The sequence below is a fragment of the Hansschlegelia beijingensis genome, from assembly GCF_045505405.1.
Taxonomy (GTDB): domain Bacteria; phylum Pseudomonadota; class Alphaproteobacteria; order Rhizobiales; family Methylopilaceae; genus Methylopila; species Methylopila beijingensis_A.
Genome location: NZ_JBJKEX010000669.1, coordinates 1 through 705, shown reverse-complemented (window position 1 = coordinate 705; position 705 = coordinate 1). Strand labels below are relative to the sequence as shown.

Sequence of the window (705 nt, the reverse complement as noted above, 5' to 3'; positions counted from 1 at the left end):
CCTCCGGCCCGCGCAGGGTCATCGCCGGGGCGGCGCGCGACGCGCTGGTCGGCATCCGGATGGTGACCGGCCGAGGCGAGGCCATCCGCTCCGGCGGGCGCGTGATGAAGAACGTCACCGGCTATGACATCGTGAAGCTCGCGGCCGGCTCGCACGGCACGATCGGCGTCGTCACCGAGGCGACCTTCAAGACGCTGCCGATCCCGGAGAGCGAGACGACCCTGGTTCTGGAGGGGCTGGACGACGCGGCCGGCGTCGCGGCGCTCTGCGCCGCCATGGTCACGCCGTTCGAGGTCACGGGCGCGGCATATCTGCCGGCGCGCGAGGACGCGCCCTCCTGCACGTGCCTGCGGCTCGAGAATTTCGAGAGCCAGCTGCGGTACCGGATCGGCGCCCTCGAGGCGGCGCTCGGCCATCGCGGCGCGACGAACCGGCTCGATCGTCAGACCTCGCGCGCGCTGTGGCGGGAGATCGCCGAGGCCGCGCCGCTGCTGGGGCCGGAAGACAGGCTGATCTGGCGGATATCGGTCGCGCCGAGCCGCGCGGCCGAACTGGTCGCGACGCTCCGCCCGATCATCGCATCACATTTCTACGACTGGAGCGGCGGCCTCGTGTGGATCGCCGTCGAGCCGTCCGACGATGCGTCCGCTGCGGTCCTGCGCCCGGCGGTGCAGGCGGCGCGGGGGCACGCCACCCTGGTGCGGG

Annotated in this window: 1 pseudogene; it reads left to right on the top strand. The window is 73.3% G+C overall.

Annotated features, from left to right (window positions below):
• A pseudogene (locus ACIKT0_RS19530) lies at window positions 1-705 on the top strand (glycolate oxidase subunit GlcE); the annotation flags it as partial.